This is a genomic window from Streptomyces sp. NPDC101132 (assembly GCF_044759225.1).
GTDB lineage: Bacteria > Actinomycetota > Actinomycetes > Streptomycetales > Streptomycetaceae > Streptomyces.
In genome coordinates this window covers 187,557-207,022 of record NZ_JBIVYX010000011.1, presented here as the reverse complement: position 1 = coordinate 207,022, position 19,466 = coordinate 187,557, and the positions used below count along the sequence as shown (strand labels likewise).

General features: G+C 70.4%; 18 protein-coding genes and 1 riboswitch. Of the genes, 9 read left to right on the top strand and 9 right to left on the bottom strand.

Annotation, left to right across the window (positions count from 1 at the left end; translation table 11 throughout):
• Window positions 1-12 precede the first annotated feature (12 nt).
• The 3 genes from ACIQUR_RS25415 to ACIQUR_RS25405 form a co-directional block, all read right to left on the bottom strand.
• On the bottom strand, window positions 13-912 hold the full coding sequence (locus tag ACIQUR_RS25415; RefSeq protein ID WP_403668418.1) for a LysR family transcriptional regulator: 900 nt from the start codon (window positions 910-912) through the stop codon (window positions 13-15).
• Between the two features lie 221 nt (window positions 913-1,133).
• Window positions 1,134-2,273, bottom strand: a complete 1,140-nt coding sequence (locus ACIQUR_RS25410; protein ID WP_403668415.1) for a cystathionine gamma-lyase — start codon at window positions 2,271-2,273, stop codon at window positions 1,134-1,136.
• Window positions 2,274-2,301: 28 nt separating this feature from the next.
• A complete protein-coding gene (locus ACIQUR_RS25405; RefSeq protein WP_403668413.1) occupies window positions 2,302-2,679 on the bottom strand; it encodes a phage holin family protein in 378 nt (125 codons plus the stop codon).
• A gap of 79 nt (window positions 2,680-2,758) precedes the next feature.
• On the opposite strand from ACIQUR_RS25405, the gene ACIQUR_RS25400 reads away from it, so the two are divergent.
• The 4 genes from ACIQUR_RS25400 (at window position 2,759) to ACIQUR_RS25385 (ending at window position 5,009) form a co-directional block, all read left to right on the top strand.
• Window positions 2,759-3,076: a cupin domain-containing protein gene (locus tag ACIQUR_RS25400; protein ID WP_403668410.1), complete on the top strand. Its 318-nt coding sequence runs from the start codon at window positions 2,759-2,761 to the stop codon at window positions 3,074-3,076.
• 129 nt (window positions 3,077-3,205) lie between these two features.
• On the top strand, window positions 3,206-3,433 hold the full coding sequence (locus tag ACIQUR_RS25395; RefSeq protein WP_403668407.1) for a DUF5326 family protein: 228 nt from the start codon (window positions 3,206-3,208) through the stop codon (window positions 3,431-3,433).
• A 285-nt stretch (window positions 3,434-3,718) separates the two neighbouring features.
• Window positions 3,719-4,456, top strand: a complete 738-nt coding sequence (locus tag ACIQUR_RS25390; RefSeq protein WP_403668561.1) for an IclR family transcriptional regulator — start codon at window positions 3,719-3,721, stop codon at window positions 4,454-4,456.
• 97 nt (window positions 4,457-4,553) lie between these two features.
• The gene (locus tag ACIQUR_RS25385) at window positions 4,554-5,009 is read left to right on the top strand and encodes an SsgA family sporulation/cell division regulator (RefSeq protein WP_403668404.1); all 456 of its coding nucleotides are present in this window, start codon (window positions 4,554-4,556) and stop codon (window positions 5,007-5,009) included.
• Window positions 5,010-5,143: 134 nt separating this feature from the next.
• Here ACIQUR_RS25385 and ACIQUR_RS25380 read toward each other — a convergent pair whose 3' ends face one another.
• The gene (locus ACIQUR_RS25380) at window positions 5,144-6,655 is read right to left on the bottom strand and encodes a YibE/F family protein (protein WP_403668402.1); all 1,512 of its coding nucleotides are present in this window, start codon (window positions 6,653-6,655) and stop codon (window positions 5,144-5,146) included.
• 72 nt (window positions 6,656-6,727) lie between these two features.
• Window positions 6,728-6,876, top strand: a riboswitch (TPP riboswitch).
• Here ACIQUR_RS25380 and thiC point away from each other — a divergent pair.
• Window positions 6,870-8,651: a phosphomethylpyrimidine synthase ThiC gene (gene thiC / locus ACIQUR_RS25375; RefSeq protein WP_403668399.1), complete on the top strand. Its 1,782-nt coding sequence runs from the start codon at window positions 6,870-6,872 to the stop codon at window positions 8,649-8,651. Its footprint overlaps the riboswitch before it by 7 nt.
• A gap of 102 nt (window positions 8,652-8,753) precedes the next feature.
• Here thiC and ACIQUR_RS25370 read toward each other — a convergent pair whose 3' ends face one another.
• Complete coding sequence (locus tag ACIQUR_RS25370; RefSeq protein ID WP_403668396.1) at window positions 8,754-9,863, bottom strand: glycosyltransferase; 1,110 nt, start codon at window positions 9,861-9,863, stop codon at window positions 8,754-8,756.
• A gap of 288 nt (window positions 9,864-10,151) precedes the next feature.
• On the opposite strand from ACIQUR_RS25370, the gene ACIQUR_RS25365 reads away from it, so the two are divergent.
• Complete coding sequence (locus ACIQUR_RS25365) at window positions 10,152-11,264, top strand: hypothetical protein (RefSeq protein ID WP_403668394.1); 1,113 nt, start codon at window positions 10,152-10,154, stop codon at window positions 11,262-11,264.
• An 83-nt stretch (window positions 11,265-11,347) separates the two neighbouring features.
• On the opposite strand, the gene ACIQUR_RS25360 is transcribed toward ACIQUR_RS25365, so the two are convergent.
• From ACIQUR_RS25360 to ACIQUR_RS25350, 3 genes are all read right to left on the bottom strand, one after another.
• On the bottom strand, window positions 11,348-12,142 hold the full coding sequence (locus tag ACIQUR_RS25360) for a hypothetical protein (protein WP_403668391.1): 795 nt from the start codon (window positions 12,140-12,142) through the stop codon (window positions 11,348-11,350).
• 149 nt (window positions 12,143-12,291) lie between these two features.
• Entirely contained in the window at window positions 12,292-13,455 is a 1,164-nt protein-coding gene (locus ACIQUR_RS25355) for a metallophosphoesterase (RefSeq protein WP_403668388.1), read from the bottom strand.
• A 206-nt stretch (window positions 13,456-13,661) separates the two neighbouring features.
• The gene (locus tag ACIQUR_RS25350; RefSeq protein ID WP_403668385.1) at window positions 13,662-14,774 is read right to left on the bottom strand and encodes a LacI family DNA-binding transcriptional regulator; all 1,113 of its coding nucleotides are present in this window, start codon (window positions 14,772-14,774) and stop codon (window positions 13,662-13,664) included.
• Window positions 14,775-15,125: 351 nt separating this feature from the next.
• On the opposite strand from ACIQUR_RS25350, the gene hisC reads away from it, so the two are divergent.
• Entirely contained in the window at window positions 15,126-16,205 is a 1,080-nt protein-coding gene (gene hisC / locus ACIQUR_RS25345) for a histidinol-phosphate transaminase (protein WP_403668383.1), read from the top strand.
• A 77-nt stretch (window positions 16,206-16,282) separates the two neighbouring features.
• On the opposite strand, the gene ACIQUR_RS25340 is transcribed toward hisC, so the two are convergent.
• Window positions 16,283-16,651, bottom strand: coding sequence for a cyclophilin-like fold protein (locus ACIQUR_RS25340; protein ID WP_403668380.1), 369 nt, complete (start codon window positions 16,649-16,651; stop codon window positions 16,283-16,285).
• 192 nt (window positions 16,652-16,843) lie between these two features.
• Here ACIQUR_RS25340 and ACIQUR_RS25335 point away from each other — a divergent pair, with 192 nt between their 5' ends.
• Complete coding sequence (locus ACIQUR_RS25335; RefSeq protein WP_403668377.1) at window positions 16,844-18,349, top strand: cytochrome ubiquinol oxidase subunit I; 1,506 nt, start codon at window positions 16,844-16,846, stop codon at window positions 18,347-18,349.
• 18 nt (window positions 18,350-18,367) lie between these two features.
• Entirely contained in the window at window positions 18,368-19,372 is a 1,005-nt protein-coding gene (gene cydB / locus ACIQUR_RS25330) for a cytochrome d ubiquinol oxidase subunit II (protein WP_403668374.1), read from the top strand.
• Window positions 19,373-19,466: the final 94 nt, after the last annotated feature.

The window sequence follows — 19,466 nt, the reverse complement described above, 5'->3', positions numbered from 1 at the left end:
CCCGTCTGAAACTCACCAGGCCCCAGCTTCCGTCAGCAGTCGCTCGTGGGCGCGGGCGAGGTGCGGCAGTCCGAGCGTCCCCGCCCGCGCGACCAGGAAGTACGTCCGCAGCGGCGGTACGGGCGGCTCGATCAGCGCCACCACCTGTCCCCGTGCCAGCGCCTCCTCGCAGAGGTACCGGGGCAGCACGGCCAGCCCCGCTCCCGCCGTCACGCACGCCAGCACCCCCCGCAGGTCGGGGACCACCACGGAGGCGGGCGAGCCCGGCAGGGCGTCGAAGACGGCCGCCCAGTAGCGGGTGACCAGCGGCAGCGATTCGTGCACCTCGACGAGCGGGAGCCCGGCCAGCACCCCGGGGCCCTTCTCGCGCAGGGCGACCGGGTCGGCGTACGCGGCCCAGTCGGGGGCGCCGACCAGCACGTGCTCCTCGTCGCACAGGGCGTGCACCGTGAAGAGCGGCCCGCGGGGCCGGGCCGTGGTGACGACCAGATCGTGGTGTCCTGCGGCCAGGCCCTCCAGGATCTCGTCGGCGTCCGCGAGTAACGAGGTCCGCAGCGTCTGGCCCGCCTCGACCAGCGGGGCGAGCGCGGGGATCACCCGCAGGGAGACGAACTCGGGCGGCCCGGCCAGGTGCAGGGAGCGCAGGCCCGGGCCGGCGGCGTCGGCACCCGTGCCGGTGATCTCCAGCAGCGCGTCCAGGTGCGGGGCGGCCCGGTGCGCCAGCTCGTCCCCGACCGCCGTCGGGGTGACCCCGCGGGCCCGGCGCAGGAACAGCGGCCGGCCCAGCTGCCGCTCCAGGGTGCGGATCTGGGAGGTCACCGCGGGCTGGGACAGGCCGAGGAGCGCGGCGGCCCTGGTGAACGACCCGGCGCGGTGAACGGCGACGAAGGTGCGCAGCAGGGAGAGGTCCATGGCTGCCCCTCTGCGGTAGACGTCGCCCCACGGGCTCCCGGCGGACTCCCCACTATAAATATGTCGATAGGTCGCTGTCGTTAACGTGATTGGACTCTGACGCAGAGTCAACTAGCCTTGTCCGCGTGGTTCTTAGCGCCCTGACCGCGCGGGACCCCGGACGCTCCGAGCCATGAGGGGGGAGGCTCGGAGCGTCCTGCCGTGCTGGGCGTGTCCGCAGGTCAGCGGGGGCCGGCCGCGTCCAGGGCCCTGAGCACGTCCGCGACCAGGTCCTCGGTGTCCTCGACGCCGGCGGAGAAGCGGATGAACCCTTCCGGCACGGCGTCCCCGCCCCAGCGGCCGCGCCGCTCGGCGGTGGACCGCACGCCCCCGAAGCTGGTGGCGTCCTCGACCAGCCGCAGGGCGGTGAGGAACCGCTCGGCGGTGGCGCGGTCGGGGAGGGTGAAGGACACCACCCCGCCGTAGCCCCACATCTGCCGGGCGGCCACCTTGTGGGAGGGGTCGGAGGGCAGCCCGGGATGGCGGAGACCGCTGACGTCGGCCCGCCCCTCCAGGGCCTCGGCGACGGCGAGGGCGTTGGCCCACTGCCGCTGGACGCGCAGCTGGATCGTGGCGATCGAGCGGTGCGCCAGCCAGGCTTCCATGGGGCCGGGGATCGCGCCGACCACCTTGCGCCAGCGCCGCACCCGCGCCGCCGGCTCCGGGTCGCGGCAGGTGACGTAGCCGAGCAGCAGGTCGCCGTGGCCGGTCAGCCCCTTGGTCCCGCTGGCGACGGAGAAGTCCGCGCCCAGCTCCAGGGGCCGCTGCCCCAGCGGCGTGGCCAGGGTGTTGTCGACCGCGACCAGGCAGCCCCGCTCGTGTGCGGCCTCGGCCAGCCGCCGGACGTCGCAGACGTCCAGGCCCGGGTTGGACGGCGTCTCGATCCACAGCAGTGCCGCGCCGTCCAGGACGTCCAGCTGCGCTTCGCCGGCGGTGGGTGCGGTGCGCACGTGCACGCCGTACGCCTCCAGCTGCTCGCGCAGCAGTGGCAGGGCCTGGTACCCGTCGGAGGGAAGTACGACGGTGTCGCCGGTCCGGGCGCCGGAGAGCAGGACGGCCGAGACGGCCGCCATGCCCGAGGCGAAGACCACGGTGTCCGCGTCGTCGTGGCCGGGCGCCTCCAGTTCGCCGATGGCCCGCTCCAGCAGGGTCCACGTGGGATTGGTGTCACGGCCGTACGTGTACGGACCCGCCACCTCGCCCGGCAGGTGGAAGTGCGCGGCGAAGGCCGGGCCGGGCAGCACCGGCTCGTTCTTGACCGGCTCGGGGACCCCGGCGCGGACGGCGCGGGTGCCGTCGCCGTATGTGTCCCGGGCGTTCATGCGGCGGTCCTTCCCATGGTGGTGCCGATCAGTCGTTGTCGGGCAGGAGCACGTTCAGCGCCCACGAGACCACGCTGATGATCAGGCCGCCGACGACCGCGGTCCAGAAGCCCTCGACGTGGAAGTCGAGGTTGAGCTTGTCGGCGAGCCACGAGGTCAGCAGCAGCATCAGGGCGTTCACGACCAGGGTGAACAGGCCCAGGGTGAGGATGAACAGCGGCAGGGAGAGGAGCTTCACCACCGGCTTGACCAGGAGGTTGACCAGTCCGAAGACCAGCGCGACCAGCAGGAGGGTGAGCGCCTTGCCCCCCGTGCTGTCGCCGGTCAGCGTGATGTCGTCGACCAGCCAGATGGCCACGGCCAGCGCGCCCGCGTTCGCGATCGTCTTGACTAGGAAATTCGTCATGTGTCTGATCGTGGCAGAGAAGATCCGTGACGGACATCAGCAGAACAGCGGATCCGGGAAACACTAGGGGCGCAAGGCGATGAAGGCATTCCGGCTGGACGAGCTCGAGGCGGAGCGCGCGGCCAACGAGGGCGCGTACCTCCAGTTCCTGAGGGAGCGGAACATGTCGGTCGGGCTGTACGCGCTCGACGCCGGGCAGAGCGATCCGCAGCAGCCGCACCGCCAGGACGAGGTGTACTTCGTGGTGAGCGGCCGCGCGTCGATCACCGTGGGGGACGAGACGACCACGGTGGCCCGCGGCAGCGTGGTGTACGTGCCGGCCGGGGTGCCGCACAAGTTCCACCACATCTCCGAGGACCTCAAGGTGCTGGTGGTCTTCTCGCCGCCGGAGGCCTGATCGGGGTTGAGGGGGCTGCTCCCCTAGGGGTTGGATCAGGGGACTCCAAGGGCTCTGGAGCCTCCGTTCCCTTCGCCGCGCTCCTAGCATCGAAGCCAGGAACGAATCCGAAGGGAAGAGGTAGAGGAAATGGACGGCATCCGGGAGATATTCGCAGGCATGCCCTGGTGGGTGAAGTGGGTCGCGGTCCCGCTCCTCGCGCTGCTGGTCTTCGGCGGGGTGATCACCTCCTTCCTCACCGCGCTCATCGGCATCGTGTTCAAGGTCCTCGTCTTCGTCGCCCTCGTCGGCGGTCTGGTCTTCGTGGTCCGCAAGTTCACGGGGACGAAGAGCACGGCCACGCGCGGCGACTGGTAAGCGGCGCTCCCGCGGGACGGGCGTTAGCCCGCCTGAGGGAACGTGACCGCCCAAACCGCCCGCAGGCCAGGAATCGGCGGATACAGTGGCAATCTGTGCCGTCCCCTGGGCGCCGTGCGGCCGGTAACCCCTCTGACCCAGGGGCTTTGTGTGAAGAGCCACCGAGCATGACCCCCAGGAGTGCGGTCGCTGCGGGGGAGGCCCCCGCAGCGGCGGGCCCCCAGAGCCCGCCGCCACGCCTGGGGGTGAGCTTTGTCTTCGGTTCACAACGCCGCTGTGCCGACCCTGATCGGTTCGGTTCAGAGGGCGCTGAGACTGCTCGAAGCCGTGGGGTCCCATAGCGAGGGAGCCCCGGCCAAGCAGCTGGCCCGCGAAGCCGGACTCCCGCTCCCCACCGCGTACCACCTGCTCCGGACCCTCACCCACGAGGGCTATCTCCGCCGCGAGGGCGGCGTGTTCGTGCTGGGCGACGCAGCCGGTCGGCTGGCCGGTGGCGGACTACAGCAGAAACGTCGCAGCATGATCCTCGACTCCCTCGCGCACTTCCGCGACACCATCGGCGCCCCCATCTACTTCGCGGTCTTCCGCGAGGGCGAGATCGAGGTCGTGGGCGTCTCGGACACCCCCGGCATGCCGGCCGTCGAGGAATGGGCGGAATTCCGCGCCACCGGCCACGCGCACGCCATCGGGCAGTGCCTGCTCGGCCAGCTCGACGAGGAGACCCGACGCGAGTACCTCGACCGGCACCCCGTCGAGGCCGTCACCCCGTACACGGTCCGGGACCTGCGCGCCCTGGAGCAGCGCATCACCGCCCAGCAGCGGATGCAGCCCGTGATCGAGCGTCAGGAATACGCCCTGGGAACGGTCTGCGCGGCCATTCCCATCACGGCCGGTGACGCCGCCGCGACCATGGCGATTTCTCTCCCCCTCCACCAGCAAGACCGGTTGCTCTATGTGGTTGATCGGCTACGGAGTGAAGTAGGCGCGCTGTTGAGCTCACTCTCGTTCTCTATCAGTATCTGAAAACTCACTCCTTGTGATCCGATGGCGCTTCCACCACCCTTGTCAAGAGAGCCCTGGGGGATCATTCCTGGCCACTTCCACAACAGCGGGGTAGGCAATGCGCGAGTCGGTACAGGCAGAAGTCATGATGAGCTTCCTCGTTTCCGAGGAGCTCTCGTTCCGGATCCCGGTGGAGCTCCGGTACGACGCTCGTGACCCCTACGCAGTACGCCTGACTTTCCACCTTCCCGGCGACGCGCCCGTGACCTGGGCGTTCGGCCGGGAGTTGCTTCTCGACGGCATCAACAAGCCATGCGGTGACGGCGATGTGCACATCGCCCCCACCGACCCCGAGGAGCTGTCCGATGTCCACATCAGGCTCCAGGTCGGCACCGACCGAGCCCTGTTCCGGGCCAGTGCGGCCCCTCTTGTCGCGTTCCTCGACCGGACCGACCGGCTGGTGCCGCTCGGTCAGGAGCGCAACCTCGGCGACTTCGAGGAGAACCTCGACGAAGCCCTCGACAAGATCCTTGCCGAGACGCGTACGCAGCAGAACGAGCAGAACGCGGGCTGAACCACGGCCGGCGGGAACCGGTCCGTACGCGTGCGTCCCGAGCGGTTCGCGTACGACGAGCGACTCTCAGCGTGCCGACGCGCTGAGCCGCCCGGTCCCCACCCCGTGACCCGTCCGTCCCTCCCGGCGGTCACTCAGCGCTTACGGCGGCGACCCCGTCCGCCCGTTCGTCCCGGCCCCCCGGCCGGGGCGGCGGACGGGGACACCGGCCGGTCGGCCGAAACCACCAGGGCGGCCAGCGCCGTCGTCACCGGCACGGACGCGACGAGCCCGATCGAGCCCACGAGGGTCCGTACGATCTCCTCGGCCACCAGCTCGCTGTTGGCCACGGAACCCACACTGCTCTGTGCGATCGAGAACAGCAGCAACAAGGGCAGGGCCGCGCCGGCATAGGCGAGCACCAGCGTGTTGACCACCGAGGCGATGTGGTCGCGGCCGATCCGGATGGCCGCGCGGTACAAGGCCCGTGGCCCCATCGTGGGGTCCGCCGCGTGCAGTTCCCAGACGGCCGACGTCTGCGTGACGGTCACGTCGTCGAGCACGCCGAGGGACCCGATGATCACACCTGCCAACAGCAGGCCGCTCATGTCGATCTCCGGGTAGAGCCCGTGGATCAGACCCGTGTTGTCATCCGTGTTCCCGCTCAGGAACGCCGACCCGATGAACCCGGACCCGAGCACGCCGATCAGCAGCAGCGAGACCAGGGTCCCCAGGACCGCGACGGACGTGCGTGCCGTCACGCCGTGGCACATGTAGAGCGCGATCAGCATGATGGCGCTCGCCCCGACCACCGCGACGAGCAGCGGGTTCGACCCCTGGAGGATCGCCGGCAGGATGAAGAGGACCAGCACGGCGAAGCTGACGGCGAGCGCGACCAGCGCGAACACCCCGCGCATCCGCCCCACCAGCACCACGGCCAGCGCGAAGATGCCGGCCAGCAGCGCGAGCGGCAGCTCACGGTTGACGTCGACCACGGAGTACTGGAGGTCGCGGGGGGCGTCCGGCGCGTACGCGACCACGACCTCCTGACCCTCGGTCAACTGCCGCGGAGCGCCCGGCTGGACGATCTCCAGGAATGTACGCCCCTTGTCGGGACCGGTGGTGACCTCGATCGTCGCCTTCGCGCACTGCCCAGTCTGCCGCTGCTGCGCCTCGCGCCCCTCGGGCGTGGAGGTGTCCCCGGTGGGCGGCACCTGGGCGACGTTGACCTCCTTGCAGTCCACCCGCTGAAGCGTGGCCACCCGCCCTTCCTGCGTCTGGCGGTCGAAGCCGACCCCGGTGCGCTCGTGCGAGGGTGCGCCGCCGGGCCACAGCACCACCAGGCCCACCACGACCGCGGCGGCGAACGGGATCAGCACGGCGGCGATGACCTTGCGCAGGTGCTTCGAGACGGGGGCCGCCGGACCGTGCCCGTGCGAGTGGCCGCCGTGGGAGTGGCCGCCGTGGGAGTGCCCGCCGTTCCCGCCGTGCCCAGCGTTCCCGCCATGCCCGCCGGTGCCGCCGTGCGAGTGCCCGCTCCCGTGCCCGCCGCCCTCGTGCGCCCCGTGCCCGAAGTCGGGGTCGCCTGGCCCGGCGTAGCCCTGTGAGGGGCCGGAGTGGCCGGTGGGGTCATGGGGGTCGACGGGAGGCCGCGGCGGTGTGGTCACCGGCCGATCATCGCAAGAGTTGAGGGGGCCCACTGTTCAGCGCGCCACAGATGACGCTAGCGTGGGGGCACCTTTGCACAACGCGGGAGCTCGGAGCACCGGGCTGAGAGGGCGCTGATCACCGTACGCGCGTCGAAGACGACGGGTACGGGAGGAGGCTGCGTCGACCGCCGAACCTGTTACCGGGTAATGCCGGCGTAGGGAGATGGGTCTCATGACCATTCAGGATGCACGCACGCCTGCCATCAGCCAGGACGGCCAGAGCGAGCGCCAGCCGGGCTGGCACAAGGGCTACGTCGCGGGCTCCCGCCCCGACATCCGCGTGCCGGTTCGCCAGGTCCACCTCACCAACGGCAAGGACGTGACGCTCTACGACACGTCCGGTCCGTACACCGACCCGCAGATCGAGACCGACGTCCGCCGCGGCCTGCCGCCGCTGCGCGAGAACTGGATCATCGGCCGCGGCGACACCGAGGAGTACGCGGGCCGTCCCGTGCGCCCCGAGGACGACGGCATCAAGCACACCTCGCCCCGCGGCGGCCTCAAGAACCTCGACGCGGTCTTCCCGGGCCGCCCGCGCCTGCCGCGCCGCGGCCGCGACGGCCAGGCCGTCACGCAGCTCGCGTACGCCCGCCGCGGTGAGATCACCCCGGAGATGGAGTACGTCGCGATCCGCGAGAACGTCTCCCCCGAGGTCGTCCGCGAGGAGATCGCCGCCGGCCGCGCGGTGCTCCCGGCGAACGTCAACCACCCGGAGATCGAGCCGATGATCATCGGCAAGAAGTTCCTGGTGAAGGTCAACGCCAACATCGGCAACTCCGCCGTGACCTCCTCCATCGAGGAGGAGGTCGAGAAGATGACCTGGGCCACCCGCTGGGGCGCCGACACGGTCATGGACCTCTCCACCGGCCGCAACATCCACACCACCCGCGAGTGGGTGCTGCGCAACTCCCCCGTCCCGATCGGCACCGTGCCCCTCTACCAGGCCCTGGAGAAGGTCGACGGCAAGGCCGAGGAGCTGACCTGGGAGATCTACAAGGACACTGTCATCGAGCAGGCCGAGCAGGGCGTCGACTACATGACCGTCCACGCCGGCGTGCTGCTGCCGTACGTGCCGCTCACCGCCCGCCGCAAGACCGGCATCGTCTCGCGCGGCGGCTCGATCATGGCCGCCTGGTGCCTCGCGCACCACAAGGAGAACTTCCTCTACACGAACTTCGAGGAGCTCTGCGAGATCCTGGCGGCGTACGACGTCACGTACTCGCTCGGCGACGGCCTGCGCCCCGGCTCGATCGCGGACGCCAACGACGCCGCGCAGTTCGCCGAGCTGAAGACGCTGGGCGAGCTGAACACGATCGCCAAGCGCCACAACGTACAGACCATGATCGAGGGCCCGGGCCACGTCCCGATGCACAAGATCAAGGAGAACATCGACCTCCAGCAGGAGATCTGCGAGGAGGCGCCGTTCTACACGCTCGGCCCGCTGACCACGGACGTCGCGCCCGCGTACGACCACATCACCTCGGGCATCGGCGCCGCGATGATCGCCTGGTGGGGCACCGCGATGCTCTGCTACGTCACGCCCAAGGAGCACCTGGGCCTGCCGAACCGGGACGACGTCAAGACCGGGGTGATCACGTACAAGATCGCCGCGCACGCCGCGGACCTGGCCAAGGGCCACCCGGGTGCCCAGGAGTGGGACGACGCGCTGTCCGACGCGCGCTTCGAGTTCCGCTGGGAGGACCAGTTCAACCTGGCCCTCGACCCGGACACCGCCCGCGAGTTCCACGACGAGACGCTTCCGGCCGAGCCGGCCAAGACCGCGCACTTCTGCTCGATGTGCGGCCCGAAGTTCTGCTCCATGAAGATCTCGCAGGACATCCGGCGCGAGCACGGCGGGGACCTGAAGGCCGAGGAGATCCAGGCCGGCATGGCGGAGAAGTCCGCCGAGTTCGCCGCCGCGGGCAACCGCGTCTACCTGCCGCTGGCCGACTGACCCACCGGCCGCCGCAGCCGCACCGGACGGTCCCGCGACCCTATGGGGGGAGTCGCGGGCCCGTCCGGCGGCACCTTCCCGGTGGCGCCGGGCGTACGCCGGTCAGGCGACGGTCTGGTACGCCGAGCCGAGCTTCGCGCGGGCGAAGTCGCGGTTCGCGGTGACCCGTTCGCGCTGGTCCTCCGGCAACAGGCCGTCCCCGAGCAGCCGTTCGCAGCAGTCCAGGCACTCCTGGTACTCGCCGGTCCAGTAGGCGGCGACGGCCAGCTCGTCGAGCGCGCGCCAGTCGTGCCAGGCGAACTCCACGAACAGGATGTCCTCCGGGCGCGGGACGGCCACCGCACGGCGGGCGAACAGGTGGGCCAGGGGCCAGCGCCCCTCCAGGCGGCACAGCCGGGCGAGGTCGCCGATGGCCTCGGCACGGGTGGGCCGGCTCTCGTACGCGCGCAGGTAGCGGTCCATGACCTCGGCCGCCGGCCGCTCCAGTTCGGCGGCGAGCCGCGCGGCGTACACCCGGGCGAGGTACGTCTCCTCGACCCAGCCGTCCATGGCCGCGCGCCGGTCGTAGGCGGCCAGGGACTTCTCCTTCTCGCCGGCGTCGCGCCAGCTCTGGGCCAGGTAGAAGGCGTAGCGCGCGTTGCCGGGCTCCTTGGCGAGCCCCTCCTCCAGGATCTTCGCGTCCCGCAGGTACTTCTCCCGCTCGCCGCCCTCCCGCTGCCGGGCGCCGCCGCCGACGATGAGCAGGCTGATCCCTTCGAGCACGTCCTTGCTGTGCGGTCCGCCGCAGTCGAGGTACTCGTGGAGCACCCCGACGTAGCGCCAGGGCAGCCGAGTGGCGACGAGCGTGTGCCGCCAGTGGATGACCGGACCGTGGTGCACCGCCAGCTGGTAGGCGTCGTGGGTGAGCTCGGGCATGCGGAAGCCCGGCTCGATGCGCATCTCGTCGTCGGCGTCCATGAACAGCAGGTAGTCGGCCCGGTCGCGGGCGAGTTCGACGGCTTCCGTGCGGCTGCCGTCGAAGCCCCGCCACGGGCGCTCGTACAGCTCGCCGGGGAGGTCGGCGAAGAACTCCCGGATCACGTCCTGGGTGCCGTCCGTGGAGCCGGTGTCGACGATCACCCACGTGTCGATCAGGGGGCGCACCGACTCCAGGCACTTGCGGATGGTCGGCGCCTCGTTCTTGACGATCATGTTCAGGCAGACTGTGCTCAAGGGTCCCGTCCACGGTGTGCGGGCCGCCGTACGGGCGGCCGGGCCGGTGTCGGTCCGTGACCGTAGTGACCCCCGTGACGCCGTTGTCCACGGCTCGCCGAAGCCTCTACTGCGTCTGCGGGCGGGAACACCCCCTCGGGTGGGTGCCTGATAGCCCGAAGTGTTGACGCGTGCATCCGCCCGCTCAAGTGGTACTGCTCGTCGTCCGTTCTCTCCGGAGGAAGCTCGAACCCACGACCGGGACGTCACCCGTTCCGGCGGCAGATCCCCTCCGAAGGAGCGTTTTTGATGAGTCGTGAGCGCAGGACCACGCAGCTGGGTCCCGTTCCCTGCACCCGGGGCTGGCAGGTGGGCGGTGCCCTGGCCTCCCTCTCGCTCGTGCTCGTGGGCCTCGCCAGCCCCGCCGTGGCCGCGGCCAACGCGGTCACTCCGAAGGTGAGCGCCGTCGCGCCGGCGGGTGGCAGCGGCGACTGCAAGGAGGAGCGCCCGCACGAGCGGCCGCGCCACGGCATGCCGCTGGCCCGCCACCTGCTGGACAGGTACCTGCACGGGCAGGACCACGAGGACCACGACGAGTACGTGCGTGGCGGTGGCGGCGACGACAAGTGCAAGGGCGCCACGGGCGCGACGGGCGCCACCGGCGCGACCGGCGCGACGGGTCCGACGGGTCCGACGGGTCCGGCCGGTACGGGTGACGGCGCGACCGGCGCCACCGGCCCGACCGGCCCGACTGGCGCCACCGGCCCGACCGGTCCGACCGGCGCCGACGGCACGGGCACGCCGGGCGCGACGGGAGCCACGGGTGCCACGGGTGCCACCGGCCCGACCGGTCCGACCGGCGCCGACGGCACGGGCACGCCGGGCGCGACGGGAGCCACGGGTGCCACGGGTGCCACGGGTGCCACGGGCGCCACGGGCGCCACCGGTGCGACGGGTGTGGCGATCTGTCAGGACGTCGACGCCTACAAGCCGAGCGGCAGTGAGGAGGTCAAGGCCGTCCTGACCGGGGGTGTCGCGTACGCGGGCATCCGCGACCTGACGCCGTCTCCGACGGACTTCATCTGGTACGACCTGACCGACAGCACCGGCAACCAGTTCCCCGACGGTGCGTGCTCGATCTCCATCGCGTCCCAGACCAGCAGCGACGCAGGCGTCTCGATCCAGGTACTGACCGAGAGCGGGGAGGTGTGGGAGACGACCTGCGAGATCAACAACGAGGGCATGCCCACCGAGCCGTTCGGTAGCCGTCGCCTCGACTGCAACGAGGACTGGGAGCAGCTGACTACGCCGACTCCCGGCTCGAATGGCATCCCGCCGACCGCGCTCAACATGGTCCACAAGGACCTGCGCGCGGCCGTCGCTGCTCAGGGCCACAACAAGGCTCTTCACAAGGTCGGTTGAGCGGAACCCCTGACCTGAACCCCTGTGCCGCGTCCGGTTCGCCGGGCGCGGCACAGCCGTGTTTCACGTGAAACATGTGGACGTCAGTCCGGTCGGCGGTCCGGGCCGCCGAAGTCCGGGCTCGTGAAGTCGGGACTGGTGTAGCTCGGGCGGGGGGTGGGGTCCTCACCCGCCGGGGACGTGAAGTCCGGCCGCGAATACCCGAGGCTCGGCATCCGGCCCGAAGGACGGTACGAGGACGGCGCCGCCGGATCCCGGGGGTCGGCCAGCGCGTCCCGCAGGAACGGCAGCACACCCCGCTCCAGCAGCGCGTTGAGCCAGGCCTCCCGCGCGCGGGCCAGCTCCTCCGGTACGGCGTCGAGGTCCTCCGCCACGACCTCGGTGGAACTGTTCCGCACCGCCGTCACCAGCAGTCCGACCGCGGCGACCAGGATCGCGACCACGGTCAGTCCGCCGAACAGCCAGCCCGCCGTCAGCATCGTCCGGGCGAAGGCCGGTTCGGGGTCCAGCAGCTTCAGGAAGTACCCGACCAGCAGGAATATCAGCATGGCCGTGACGGACAGCACGGGTGCCAGCACCGCCACCACCGCGCTGGCCCCGGCCCCGCCGGTGCCGTCGTCGGTGTCCCGTGGTTCCTGGCGCGCCGGGTCGCGCAGGTCTTCCCGTACCTTCACGAAGTGCTCGTACTCGGGAGCCGCCGCGGCGGTCAGGATGCCGGTCGCGTTGAGTGCCATCGTGCGCAGCTGTTCGGTGTTCAGCCGTTCGCCGACGGAGGCCAGGTCGGGCCGCTCGGAGGCCGTGCGGAGCACCTCGTCCAGCAGGCGCAGGAACTCGGGCCGGTCCTCGGTCAGCAGGTGCGGAGCGCTGGTCATGTGCATCCCCCGATGCTCCGTCGGCGCCGGTTTGCCCGCGTAGACAGGAAGGTCCGGCGGAAACGGAGGAGAGCCTGCTACGGATAGAGCGATGGTAGAGCGCCCACGTGGTGCCGTGACAGGGGCTTTCGGTAAATACCCCGGACGGTGAACAGTCAGTCGCGCAGCGGAAGTTCGACCACCAGCAGCTTTCCGGCCATGGTCACCCCGCCGTCCATCGCGATGGCGAGCCCGTCGGCGTACACGTGCGGCCCCTCGACGGTCGGGCCGTCCGAGTCCTCGCCGTCCTCCGAACCGACCTCGCCCAGGAGGTACGGGATGGGGCTGTGGCCGTGCACGATGCGCGAGCCGCCGTACGTGGCGAGCAGCCTGCGGACCTCGCCGGGGCCGGACTCCTCGTCGCGGAAGCTGAAGCGCTTGGTGAACTTGCGGAACAGGTCCCAGCACTCGTTGGCGTCGTTGCGGTTGAGGGCCTGCTTGACGGTGTCGTTGACCGCCTCGACGGAGTCGCCGTAGTCGAGGTACGCGATCGTGTCCGAGTGCAGCAGCAGGTGGTCGTCGACCACGGCGGCCGCGTCGAGCCGCGACATCCACTGGAGGTGGACGTCCTCCAGGCGCTCCATGTCGGTGCGCTGGCCGCCGTTGAGCAGCCAGGCGGCCTGGAAGGTGGCGGTGCCGGCGCCGGAGCTGACCGGGGTGTCGCCGAACCGCTTGGCACCGATGAGCAGCAGCTCGTGGTTGCCCATGAGGGCCTTGCAGTAGCCGCCGGCCGCGGCGGCCTCGGCGGAGAGGCGCATGACCAGGTCGATCACGCCGATGCCGTCGGGGCCGCGGTCGGTGAAGTCGCCGAGGAACCAGAGCCGCGCGTTGCCCGCGGCCCAGTGGCCCTCGGAGTCGGTCAGGCCCTTGGCGCGGAGTTCGGCGACCAGCTCGTCGAGGTAGCCGTGCACGTCGCCGACCACCCACAGGGGGCCGGGGCCGCCGGCGCGCTCCTCGGGGACGTGCTGGATCTGCACGGTGTCGCCGGGACCGCCGGCGGGGCGTGCGCCCTGCCCGATGACCGGGAGGTCGCGCTGGGTCGGGGTGTAGCCGTCCGGGTCCTCGGCGGGTGCCGTCGGGGGGGCCGGGTAGGCGTGGGGCTCCGGCGGCGCGGACCGCTGCACCGGAGCCGCTCCGGGGTGGTGGGCGGCGGGGTGCGCCGGGTGGCCGGGGGTGCCGGCGTACGGATTGAACTCGGGGGTGTACTCGGCCGCGGGAACGCGGAAATCCCGGAGCGTCTCCGTCCGCATCGCGGGTCCCTGACCTGCCCCCTGAGCCATCGACCCCTCCACCACCTCGCGCTGCCGTGCACCTGCGGACCCTCCTGGCCGGAGGGTCCGTGATGTCGTGCGCCCATCATAGGAATGCAGCTCGCTCTGTGTGACGCACCAGGGGTGGTGAATCCTGGACGGACACGAACCGCGTTGGTTGTTTCTCCCGATTTGGGTGGTCTGGACGGGTGATCTTGTGGATCCGGGCCGCGTCGTCAGTCCCGTGCCGGGGATCGGGGCGGGCTGACCGTGGTACGTGGAGGCCTGCGCTGGGACGAGGTGCGGACGATGAGTTCGGTCGGTATCACCTGCTCGACCGGCCGGCCGGCGTCGACTCCCTCGATCGCGTCGATCAGCAACTGCACGACGGCGGTGCCGATGCGGCGCGGTTTGAGGGAGAGCGTGGTGATGGGCGGCTCGGTGTTCGCGTAGACCGTGGACTCGCTGCAGCACACGAGCAGCAGGTCGTCCGGGACGCGCAGCCCGTAGCGGCGGGCGGCGGCCAGCAGGTCGGTGCCGTTGGGGTCGAAGAGGCCGTACACGGCGTCCGGGCGGTCCGGGCGCGCGAGCAGCCGGTCGGCGGCGACCGCGCCCGCGCACGGGTCGTGCGCGGGGTAGGACTCGTACACCGGATCCTGGCCGACCCGGGCGCACCAGTTGAGGTACGCGGTGGTCGAGAGCCGGGTGTACGTGTCCGTGGTCGTCCCGGTGAGCAGCCCGATCCGGCGGGCGCCCGCGGCGGCGAGGTGGTCGAGCAGGTCGAGTACGGCGGCCTCGTGGTCGTTGTCCACCCAGGCGGTGACCGGGAGGGAACCCGCCGGACGGCCGTCCGAGACCACCGGCAGGCCCTGGCGGACCAGCTCGGTGACCACGGGGTCGTGGTCGGAGGGGTCGATCACCACGGTCCCGTCCAGCGCCACGTTCGACCAGACGTCGTGGCGGGAGGTCGCCGGGAGGATGACGAGCGCGTACCCGCGGGCGAGTGCTGCGGAGGTGGCGGCTCTCGCCATCTCCGCGAAGTACGCGAATTCCGTGAAGGTGAAAGGTTCATCCCCGTACGTCGTCACGGTCAGGCCGATGAGGCCCGATTTCCCGGTACGGAGGGTTCGGGCCGCGGCGGAGGGGCGGTACCCCAGCCGGTCTGCGACCTCGCGGACGTGGCGGCGGGTGGCGTCCGGCAGCCGGCCCTTGCCATTGAGCGCGTCCGAGACAGTTGTGATCGAGACGCCGGCCGCGGCGGCCACGTCTCTGATGCCTGCCCGTCCTTGCCGGGCGGCCCGCCGGGGGGTCTCCGTCCGGCTCACCTGATGCTTCCCTGCTGCTGTCATGGCGAGCCGATAGTAGGGCTCGGGGGGGTGGGTGGTCCGGGTGCATATGCAGTCGTTGACAGGCACGTTTCTGCATGGTTCGCCACCCCCAATGACCTTGGAAATAGAGGTAGTTGCAGGTTGGGGGTCCGGGCTGCCGCTTGTCGGCGGGTACGGGCATGCCAAAGTGTCGATGTTTCGAAGTGGTCTCAACTCACCTTCACGAGGGATGCGCGCCACGGCGCAAGCCACCGGCGCACGCATATATGCAAGCGCTCCCCTCATTCCTTCTGCCAGCCATTCTCCGAACGGCGGAATCCTCATAAGGTGAGCAGTATTGAACTTGCACGGGAAGGTCGAGGAGGACCTGCGGTGAGCGAGAAGAGCCCGAAGCTGCGCGCCGAGCTGGACGGCATCCCCACGTACAAGCCGGGGAAGCCCGCCGCTGCCGGGGGCCCGGTCGCGTACAAGCTGTCCTCCAACGAGAACCCGTATCCGCCGCTCCCGGGCGTGCTGGAGAGCGCGGTCGCGGCGGCGAACAGCTTCAACCGGTACCCCGACATGGCCTGCACCGGCCTGGTGGCCGAGCTCTCCGAGCGCTTCGGCGTGCCGGTCGAGCACATCGCCACCGGCACCGGCTCGGTGGGCGTGGCCCAGTCCCTGATCCAGTCCACGGCGGGCCCGGGCGACGAGGTGATCTACGCCTGGCGGTCCTTTGAGGCTTATCCGATCATCGTGCAGATCTCCGGCGCGACGTCGGTGCAGGTGCCGCTCACCAAGGGCGACGTGCACGACCTGGACGCGATGGCGGACGCCATCACCGACCGGACGCGGCTGATCTTCGTCTGCAACCCGAACAACCCCACCGGCACGGTGGTGCGCCGGGCCGAGCTGGAGCGCTTCCTGGACCGGGTGCCGTCGGACGTGCTGGTCGTGATCGACGAGGCGTACCGCGAGTTCATCCGCGACGCCGAGGTGCCGGACGGCATCGAGCTGTACCGCGACCGGCCGAACGTCGCCGTGCTGCGCACGTTCTCGAAGGCGTACGGTCTGGCCGGCCTGCGCGTCGGCTTCGCCGTGGCCCACGAGCCGGTGGCCGCGGCGCTGCGCAAGACGGCGGTGCCGTTCGGCGTCAGCCAGCTGGCGCAGGACGCCGCGGTGGCATCGCTGCGGGCCGAGGACGAGCTGCTCGGCCGGGTGGGTTCGCTGGTGTGCGAGCGCAAGCGGGTCTACGAGGCGCTGGTCGACCAGGGCTGGACCGTGCCCGAGACGCAGGCCAACTTCGTGTGGATGCGGCTGGGGGAGCGGACCGCGGCGTTCGCGGCGGCGTGCGAGAAGGCCGGTGTGGTGGTCCGGCCGTTCCCCGGTGAGGGCCTGCGGGTCACGATCGGTGAGACCGAGGCGAACGACCTCTTCCTGCACGCGGCGGAGGCGTTCCGCAAGGAGCTGTAGTTCCTGGGGCCGGGTGCCCGGACGTCATCGTTCCGGGGGCCGCGGTCGTCGGGTGTGCGGTCCGCGGGGGCCGGCGGTTACGCCGGCTCCACGCGGACCGGGTCGCCGTCGCGGACGGTGGCCAGGAGGCGGGGGTCGCCGTCGAACGAGCCGAGTACGTTGCACGGGCTCGCCAGGCGGCTCTCGCCCCCGCGGGAGATGGGCGTGGGGCCGTAGGGGAGCGCGAGCGCGTCGCCCTCGGTCCAGAACGCGACCGTGCCGGGCTCGACGACCTGCTGGGCGTCGTCCTCCAGGGCCACGGAGACGCCGGTGTCGAAGTAGACCTCCTCGCCCCAGGTGTTCGCGGAGGCGTGGATGGGGAGCGCGGCGGCCAGGGCCTTGCTGGTCGGCGTCTCGTCGAGGGTGGCGGTGAGCTGGCCCGCGGGCCAGGAGATTCGTATCTGCATGGCCGAATTCAACAATATGTTGAATTTCTTGGCTAGAGGTGTACCCCCCGGATGAAAGATCGCGGAACCGGTACGACATAATGCTTGTGAATGTGAACGCGTTCACAAGCGTGTCCTGCTTCCTCCCGTATTGAGCGGTATTAAGCAGGCAAACTGCCGATGTGACCACGGCGACCGTAAGGAGAAGACGACGTGGACCTAGCTTTGGCGCCGGAGACGCTGGCGCGCTGGCAGTTCGGGATCACCACCGTCTACCACTTCCTCTTCGTCCCCCTGACGATCTCCCTCGCCGCCCTCACCGCGGGACTGCAGACGGCTTGGGTCCGCACGGAGAACGAGAAGTACCTCAGGGCCACCAAGTTCTGGGGCAAGCTGTTCCTGATCAACATCGCGATGGGTGTCGTCACCGGCATCGTGCAGGAATTCCAGTTCGGCATGAACTGGTCGGACTACTCGCGGTTCGTCGGTGACGTCTTCGGTGCCCCGCTGGCGTTCGAGGCACTGATCGCCTTCTTCTTCGAGTCCACGTTCATCGGACTGTGGATCTTCGGCTGGGACAAGCTGCCCAAGAAGATCCACCTCGCCTGCATCTGGATGGTCTCCATCGGGACCATCCTGTCCGCGTACTTCATCCTCGCGGCCAATTCCTGGATGCAGCACCCGGTCGGCTACAAGATCAACAAGGCGAACGGCCGGGCCGAGCTCACCGACTTCTGGGCGGTGCTCAGCCAGAACACCACGCTCACCCAGGTCTTCCACACGCTCTCGGCGGCCTTCCTGACCGGCGGTGCGTTCATGGTCGGCATCGCGGCCTTCCACCTGATGCGCAGGAAGCACATCCCCGTGATGCGCACCTCGCTGCGGCTCGGCCTGGTCACCATCGTGATCGCCGGCCTGCTGACCGCGATCAGCGGCGACCTGCTCGGCAAGGTCATGTTCAAGCAGCAGCCGATGAAGATGGCCGCCGCCGAGGCGCTCTGGGACGGCGAGGCCCCCGCCCCGTTCTCCGTCTTCGCCTACGGCGACGTGGACGAGGGCCACAACAAGGTGGCCATAGAGATCCCGGGCCTGCTGTCCTTCCTCGCCAACGACGACTTCGACTCCTTCGTCCCCGGCATCAACGACGTCAACAAGTCCGAGCAGGAGAAGTACGGGCCCGGCGACTACCGGCCCAACATCCCGGTGGCCTACTGGGGCTTCCGCTGGATGATCGGCTTCGGCATGGCGTCCCTCGCACTCGGCGCCGTGGGCCTCTGGCTGACCCGCCGGAAGTTCATGCTGCCGGCCGCCCACCGCACCGGCGACGACGAGGTGCCGAACCTCGTGCTCTTCAAGCAGCCGCTGGGCGCCCGTCTGACGCGGTGGTACTGGCTGCTGGCGGTGTGGATGCTCGGCTTCCCGCTGATCGCCAACTCCTGGGGCTGGATCTTCACCGAGATGGGCCGCCAGCCGTGGGTCGTCTACGGCGTCCTGCGCACCCGGGACGCGGTCTCGCCCGGTGTCTCCCAGGGCGAGGTGCTCACCTCGATGATCGTCTTCACCCTGCTCTACGCCGTGCTCGCGGTGATCGAGGTCAAGCTGCTGGTGAAGTACGTCAAGGCCGGACCGCCCGAGCTGACGGAGTCCGATCTCAACCCGCCCACCAAGATCGGCGGCGACGACAAAGACGCCGACCGGCCGATGGCCTTCTCGTACTGAGGCCGAGGGGATCGCGCTATGGAACTCCACGACGTCTGGTTCGTACTCATCGCCGTCCTGTGGACCGGCTACTTCTTCCTGGAGGGCTTCGACTTCGGCGTCGGCGTCCTGACCAGGCTGCTGGCCCGGGACCGGGCCGAGAAGCGGGTCCTGATCAACACGATCGGGCCGGTCTGGGACGGCAACGAGGTCTGGCTGCTCACGGCGGGCGGCGCGACCTTCGCCGCCTTCCCCGAGTGGTACGCCACCCTGTTCTCCGGCTTCTACCTGCCGCTGCTGGTCATCCTGGTCTGCCTCATCGTGCGGGGCGTCGCCTTCGAGTACCGGGCCAAGCGGCCCGAGGAGAAGTGGCAGACCAACTGGGAGCACGCGATCTTCTGGACCTCGCTGGTCCCGGCCTTCCTGTGGGGTGTGGCCTTCGGCAACATCGTGCGGGGCGTCAAGATCGACGCCGACATGGAGTACGTCGGCACCTTCTGGGACCTGCTGAACGTCTACTCGATCCTCGGCGGTCTGGTCACGCTCACCCTGTTCACCTTCCACGGCGCGGTCTTCACCTCGCTCAAGACGGTCGGTGACATCCGGGACCGCTCGCGGAAGCTCGCGCTGCGGCTGGGCCTGGTGACGGCGGTGCTCGCACTGGTCTTCCTGATCTGGACCCAGGTCTCGAAGGGCGACGCCAAGAGCCTGGCCGCGATGGTCGTGGCCGTGCTCGCCCTCGTGGGTGCCGTCGGAGCCATCGTCGCGGGCCGGGAGGGCTGGTCGTTCGCGCTGTCGGGCATCACGATCGCGGCCGCCGTCGCGATGCTCTTCCTGACGCTCTTCCCGAACGTCATGCCGTCCTCGCTGAACGACGCGTGGAGCCTCACGGTCACCAACGCCTCGTCCAGCGCCTACACCCTGAAGATCATGACCTGGTGCGCGGCCGTGGCCACGCCGGTGGTGCTGCTCTACCAGGGCTGGACGTACTGGGTGTTCCGCAAGCGGATCGGCACCCAGCACATCGCCGACCCGGTCCACTAGGTCCCGCGGGTCCCGCCGGGTCCCGCCGGGTCCCGAGCCTGTCCGCCCCGTGCCGGGGGCGTCCCGTCCGACGCCCCCGGCCTCCCGCCGAGGG

Coding starts and splice junctions, on each gene's coding strand:
- ACIQUR_RS25360 (WP_403668391.1), bottom strand. CDS start 12,142: ATGCACATGACCAGCGCTCCGCACCTGCTGACCGAGGACCGGCCCGAG.
- cydB (WP_403668374.1), top strand. CDS start 18,368: ATGGAACTCCACGACGTCTGGTTCGTACTCATCGCCGTCCTGTGGACC.
- ACIQUR_RS25385 (WP_403668404.1), top strand. CDS start 4,554: ATGCGCGAGTCGGTACAGGCAGAAGTCATGATGAGCTTCCTCGTTTCC.
- ACIQUR_RS25395 (WP_403668407.1), top strand. CDS start 3,206: ATGGACGGCATCCGGGAGATATTCGCAGGCATGCCCTGGTGGGTGAAG.
- ACIQUR_RS25340 (WP_403668380.1), bottom strand. CDS start 16,651: ATGCAGATACGAATCTCCTGGCCCGCGGGCCAGCTCACCGCCACCCTC.
- ACIQUR_RS25400 (WP_403668410.1), top strand. CDS start 2,759: ATGAAGGCATTCCGGCTGGACGAGCTCGAGGCGGAGCGCGCGGCCAAC.
- ACIQUR_RS25415 (WP_403668418.1), bottom strand. CDS start 912: ATGGACCTCTCCCTGCTGCGCACCTTCGTCGCCGTTCACCGCGCCGGG.
- ACIQUR_RS25410 (WP_403668415.1), bottom strand. CDS start 2,273: ATGAACGCCCGGGACACATACGGCGACGGCACCCGCGCCGTCCGCGCC.
- thiC (WP_403668399.1), top strand. CDS start 6,870: ATGACCATTCAGGATGCACGCACGCCTGCCATCAGCCAGGACGGCCAG.
- ACIQUR_RS25355 (WP_403668388.1), bottom strand. CDS start 13,455: ATGGCTCAGGGGGCAGGTCAGGGACCCGCGATGCGGACGGAGACGCTC.
- ACIQUR_RS25365 (WP_403668394.1), top strand. CDS start 10,152: ATGAGTCGTGAGCGCAGGACCACGCAGCTGGGTCCCGTTCCCTGCACC.
- ACIQUR_RS25350 (WP_403668385.1), bottom strand. CDS start 14,774: ATGACAGCAGCAGGGAAGCATCAGGTGAGCCGGACGGAGACCCCCCGG.
- ACIQUR_RS25405 (WP_403668413.1), bottom strand. CDS start 2,679: ATGACGAATTTCCTAGTCAAGACGATCGCGAACGCGGGCGCGCTGGCC.